4 protein-coding genes and 2 pseudogenes are annotated in these 5,064 nt (G+C 71.3%); 5 read left to right on the top strand and 1 reads right to left on the bottom strand.

Annotated elements, in window-relative coordinates; all coding sequences use genetic code 11:
* Window positions 1-264 precede the first annotated feature (264 nt).
* Entirely contained in the window at window positions 265-588 is a 324-nt protein-coding gene (locus ACFQ87_RS44155; protein ID WP_380616699.1) for a hypothetical protein, read from the bottom strand.
* Window positions 589-997: 409 nt separating this feature from the next.
* Here ACFQ87_RS44155 and ACFQ87_RS44150 point away from each other — a divergent pair, with 409 nt between their 5' ends.
* The 5 genes and pseudogenes from ACFQ87_RS44150 to ACFQ87_RS44130 all read left to right on the top strand — a co-directional run.
* Entirely contained in the window at window positions 998-1,402 is a 405-nt protein-coding gene (locus ACFQ87_RS44150; protein ID WP_380616698.1) for an STAS domain-containing protein, read from the top strand.
* Window positions 1,399-1,509: pseudogene (locus ACFQ87_RS44145) on the top strand (DUF6296 family protein); the annotation flags it as partial. The gene ACFQ87_RS44150 and the pseudogene ACFQ87_RS44145, both read left to right, overlap by 4 nt.
* A gap of 360 nt (window positions 1,510-1,869) precedes the next feature.
* A pseudogene (locus tag ACFQ87_RS44140) lies at window positions 1,870-2,695 on the top strand (thiamine pyrophosphate-binding protein); the annotation flags it as partial.
* 111 nt (window positions 2,696-2,806) lie between these two features.
* Window positions 2,807-3,928 carry an enolase C-terminal domain-like protein gene (locus ACFQ87_RS44135; protein ID WP_380616697.1) on the top strand — a complete coding sequence of 374 codons (1,122 nt, stop codon included), beginning with the start codon at window positions 2,807-2,809 and terminating at the stop codon, window positions 3,926-3,928.
* A gap of 104 nt (window positions 3,929-4,032) precedes the next feature.
* Window positions 4,033-5,064, top strand: a 1,032-nt coding sequence (locus tag ACFQ87_RS44130) for a trehalase-like domain-containing protein (RefSeq protein ID WP_380616696.1), incomplete at its 3' end; no start/stop codon positions are given.

Below are 5,064 nucleotides of genomic sequence, written 5' to 3'. Positions count from 1 at the left end.
AGCGGCTCCGGGCTTGACGCCCGGCCCGCCGAGCCGGGAACCTCCCGCCCCGGGGCGGACCCAAACCACACAAGCAGCGCACTTCATACGGTCTACTACGCGGTTGCGAAGCCGTACCAGAGCATTGCTGCACGCCCTGCCTGGAGATCGTCGCCCAGGCCATGGTGTGTACGGGTGCCGCGTAGTGGCTGCGTCGCCCCGGCGGTCGCCACACGAGCCGGCGGTTCCTGGCATCGCCTGGGGCCGTAGTAAACAGCTGGAGGTTCAGTCGTCGAGGGGAGCGAACCCCAGGACCCAGCCGATCGCTCGGGCGGCACCCCGGGCGAAGGCGCGTTCGGCCAGAGGCCGGCCGGTGTCGCGGGCCGCTTCGATGGCCGCCCGTTCCTCCACCGCCAGGTCCAGTTCCCGAAGCGACGGCAGCCGGGTGCCACTGACCGGCGCGGGGCAATTGGGCTGAAGAACCCAGTGGTAAGCCGCCTGGGCACCGCAGGCCTCTGGCCGCTCACCAACAGCGGCCAGGCGTGCGGCGGTGATCTGCTCGCGTGAGCGCACCGCGACGAATTCCTGGACCGTGGAGCCCGAACCCACCGTGCAACACCTCCCGTTGGACCGTGGCGGCACCGCGAGACCGGCGCCAGAACCTACCGCCACACTGACGTATCGCACAGTAGCCCGCGTCGCTGGTTCGGCCGGCCGTGTCGCAACCGGTATCCGGTCACCGGCCGGCCCGTCATCCCCTTTGCCGGCTACGGCCGGGCCCCAATCTGCCGTGCATGAACCACTGCGGCCTCGTTGGGATACTCCCTCACGAGGTGACGTACCGTTACGCCGAGGTGCAGCCTGGAAGGTAGCCTGCTTGGGCAGGACCGGGTCGCCCACCAGGCGTTGCCGGGGCTGGTTTGAGCGGTCTGCCTCGGCAACGCAGGGGGTGGTTTCGACGCGGGCAACGGGGCAAGCTCGAAGGCGGACAGCTTTCCTCACTGGGAGGGAGCCGCTCATGTCCGAGCACACCCCCGCGAACACCGGCAACGCCATCGGACCCATCCTGAGGATCACCACGCTGGCGACCGACGAGGCCGTCGTCTGCCGCGTGGAAGGCGAGATCGACCAGGCCCAGCAAGCGAAGCTGGAGAACGCCCTCGCGCGCGCCGTCAGGGACCGCCCGCCCCAGCTGGTCGTCGATCTGGCCGGTGTCACCTTCTGCGACTCCTCCGGCCTGAACACCTTTCTCCAGACCCTCCAGGACACCACACTGGCCGGCACCCGACTCGTCCTGGCAGCCCTCTCACCGCAGATCCGCCGACTACTGGAGATCACCAGCACCGACGAACTGTTCACCATCCGTGACAGCGTCCACGCAGCCCTCCACACCGACCGCCCGCATCAGCGGAGCCGGCCATGAACGTCCCGTCACGCTATGTCATCACCCTGCCTGGCGTCCCCGGCGGTCAAGCCCCGCCGGAAGTCGTCATCGTCCACCCCACCGGCCAGACCACCCGAGACGGCCAGTTGGTGTTCGCGGACGCCGCCGACGTCTTCCGCGTCGAAATCGTGGCCGGAATCGCCCGCCCGCGCGCCAGGCGATCCGCTCGTCCAGGAGCTGGTCGCCGATCTCGGTGTCGAACTCGCGGCTCGCCCCGGCAATCTCACGGCTTTCCACCGGGTGGAGCACCGACCTGCGGCCGTTCGGCAAGTCTGTCTGTGTCGCGTGCCCGCTGCGGTGATACTGCCCAGGGCCCGAGCAACCCTGACGCTCTGCCACCCCGCTTCGCACCGGGCGGGTTTCACACCGGCGCCGACGGGTTACCCGCGCACACGGGCCCCACCCCGATGCCCAGGGCCAGAACCGCGCTGTGGAGAAGTTGGGTGATGAAGGTTTCCGACTATGTGCTCGAGCGGCTGCGTGACTGGGAGGTCGAGTACGTCTTCGCCTACCCTGGTGACGGCATCAACGGGCTGCTGGCCGCCTGGAGCCGCGCCGAGGACCGGCCCCGGTTCATCCAAGCGAGGCACGAGGAGATGGCCGCCTTCCAGGCCGTCGGGTACGCCAAGTTCTCCGGGCGCACCGGAGTGTGCGCCGCGACCTCCGGCCCGGGCGCGATCCACCTCCTCAACGGCCTGTACGACGCCAAGCTCGACCACGTCCCTGTGGTCGCGATCGTCGGGCCGACCCATCGCAGTGCCATGGGTCCCCGCCCAGCTGCCCAACGTCCTCGACCGGGCCATGCGGATCGCCGCGACCCGGCGCACGGTCACCGCGGTGATCATCCCCGCCGACGTGCAGGAACTCGCCTACGAACCGCCGGCGCACGCGTTCAAGCAAATTCCCTCCAGTCTCGGCATCCCGCACTACGCCCCAGTCCCCACCGACGAAGACTTGGCGAAGGCGGCGGAGATCCTGAACGCCGGCGAGAAGGTGGCGATGCTGATCGGGCAGGGCGCCCGGCACGCCCGTCCCGAGGTCGAGCAGGTCGCCGACCTGCTCGGCGCCGGGGTGGCGAAGGCGCTGCTCGGCAAGGACGCGCTGCCCGACACCCTGCCGTACGTGACCGGCTCGATCGGCCTGCTCGGCACCCGAGCCTCCTACGAGATGATGCGCGACTGCGACACCCTCCTCGTGGTGGGCTCCAGCTTCCCCTACACCCAGTTCCTGCCCGACTTCGACCAGGCACGGGCCGTGCAGATCGACCTCGACCTCCGCGCCGCGCGCCACCAGACTCGCCACCGCCACACTCGCCGCCCTGGCGGCAGCCGACTTCCTGCAATTCGCCCGCACGGCGGCCCAATACGCAGCTGACGACACGTCATGACAACCGATGCCGCCACGACCGTCGAGGACCTGCGCACGCAGATCCTCGAATTCCCCACCGACACCCCGGAGGCCGACGGCACCCTCGCCTGGAAATCGACCACCATGGTCCTGGTTCACGCCCGCAGCGGGGACACCGCCGGCCTGGGCTGGACCTACGGCGCTCCCGCCACCGCCCAGGTGATCACCGGTCAGCTGCACGATCTCGTGGTCGGCCGTTCGGTCTTCGACATCCCGGCCGCCAACGAAGCGATGAGCCGCGCCGTGCGCAACACCGGCCGCCCCGGCCTGATCGCCGACGCCATCTCCGCCGTCGACATCGCCCTGTGGGACCTCAAGGCCCGCCTCCTCGACATGCCGCTGGTCGACCTGCTCGGCGCCACCCGCCGCGAAGTGCCCGTCTACGGCAGCGGCGGTTTCACCACCTACGACCACCAGCAGCTGGCCGACCAGCTACGGGGCTGGGCCGGGCAGGGCCTCACCCGCTTCAAGATCAAGATTGGTGAGGGGTGGGGCGCCCGGGAACGGCGGGACCTGGAGCGTACCGAGCAGGCCCGACAGCTGATCGGCGACGACGCCGATCTCTACGTGGACGCCAACGGCGCCTACACCCGTAAGCAGGCCGTCCGCCTCGCACACTCGCTCGCCGGGTGGGGGGTGAGCTGGTTCGAGGAGCCCGTCTCCTCCGACGACCTGGCCGGTCTCGCCCTCGTCCGCGACGCGGTCACCACCGACGTCGCGGCCGGCGAGTACGGCTACGACCTGCCCTACTTCGCCCGCATGGCCCCGGTCGTGGACTGCCTGCAGGCCGACGCCACCCGCTGTGGCGGCTTCACCGTGTGGCTGCGCGCCGCCGCCCTCGCCCAGGCCCACAATCTCCAGCTGTCGGGGCACTGCGCCCCGCACGTCCACGCCCATGCCGCCGCCGCCGCCGCCGCCGCGGTGCCGAACCTGCGCCACCTGGAATGGTTCCATGACCACGTCCGTATCGAGCACCTCCTGTTCGACGGCGCCCTCAGCCCCGACGGAGGCATCCTGCGCCCGGGACAGGAAGGCCGGCCCGGCCTCGGGCTGAGCCTGTGCAGCAACGTTGCCGAGCGGTACCGTGCCCCGCGCTGACGCAGACCGGCGTGTCCTGGAACGGGCTCGCTCAGTACGGCAATGGACGGCCCGAGGGGGTCCGCAGGTCGAGCGGAGGCCGCGGGCGCTGCGGGGCGGGACGCTTGACCACCCTGATCCCGGTCATCTCCGTCACCTCCTTGACCGCCCGGCGTGTGCCCGCCCGGGACCACTTCCATGCCTGCCACCGACCGTCCGTCTTCGAGGGAGATGAGCCGTTGACCGCCCCCACCGCAGGCCCGCCCGCTCCCCATGTCCTGCGCGACTACGCGCTGCTCGCCGACGGCCAGCGTGGAGCCCTGGTGGGGCCGCGGGGCGACATCGCGTGGATGTGCGTACCCGGCTGGGACAGCGACGCCGTCTTCGCCGCCCTGATCGGCGGCGACGGCTGGTACACCGTCACCCCCACTCAGTCGTACGTGTGGGGCGGCTACTACGAACCGGGCAGCCTGATCTGGCGCAGCCGGTGGACCACCACCAGCGGCATCGTCGAGTGCCGCGAGGCCCTCGCCTACCCCGGGGACGCGCATCGGACGGTGGTGCTGCGCAGGATCATGGCCGTCGACGGCGACGCCGACCTCGACGTACAGCTGAACCTCGCCGCGGGCTTCGGCGCGCACCCGCTGCGGAAGATCAGGCGAGACGAGGCCGGTTACTGGACGGCGCGGGCCGGCGATCTGCACGTGCGCCTGCGGGGTTGCCCTGACGCCCGGGCCGACGGCTCGCTGTTGCGCAGCGGTGTGCGTGTGGGGGCCGGCAGGTCTCGCGACCTGGTGCTGGAGGTCTCCGACCGGCCGCTGCCGAGCCCCGAGCCGGCCGGAGCGCTGTGGCGGTCCACCGAGGCCGAGTGGGCCGCGCGGGTCCCCGGCCTGCACGGCGTACTGGGGCAGCGGGACGCCCGGCACGCCCACGCGGTCCTCACGGGCCTGACCGGCCTTGGCGGCGGGACGGTCGCCGCGGCCACCACCAGCCTGCCGGAGCGGGCGGAGCAGGGCCGCAACTACGACTACCGGTACGTGTGGATCCGCGACCAGGCCTACATCGGCCAGGCCGCCGCCGCGAACGGCCTGCGCCCGCTGCTCGCGGCCTCGCTGTGGTTCGTCACCGCCCGCCTCATCGCCCACGGCCCCGCCCTC

This window comes from Kitasatospora sp. NPDC056531, assembly GCF_042794375.1.
In the GTDB taxonomy this organism is placed as follows: Bacteria; Actinomycetota; Actinomycetes; order Streptomycetales; family Streptomycetaceae; genus Kitasatospora.
The sequence above is the reverse complement of the archived record's forward strand: the minus strand, read 5'-3'. Positions and strand labels throughout refer to the sequence as shown.

Bases quoted from the DNA above. Each gene is read 5' to 3' on its own strand.
- ACFQ87_RS44150 (WP_380616698.1), top strand. From the start codon at position 998: ATGTCCGAGCACACCCCCGCGAACACCGGCAACGCCATCGGACCCATC.
- ACFQ87_RS44135 (WP_380616697.1), top strand. From the start codon at position 2,807: ATGACAACCGATGCCGCCACGACCGTCGAGGACCTGCGCACGCAGATC.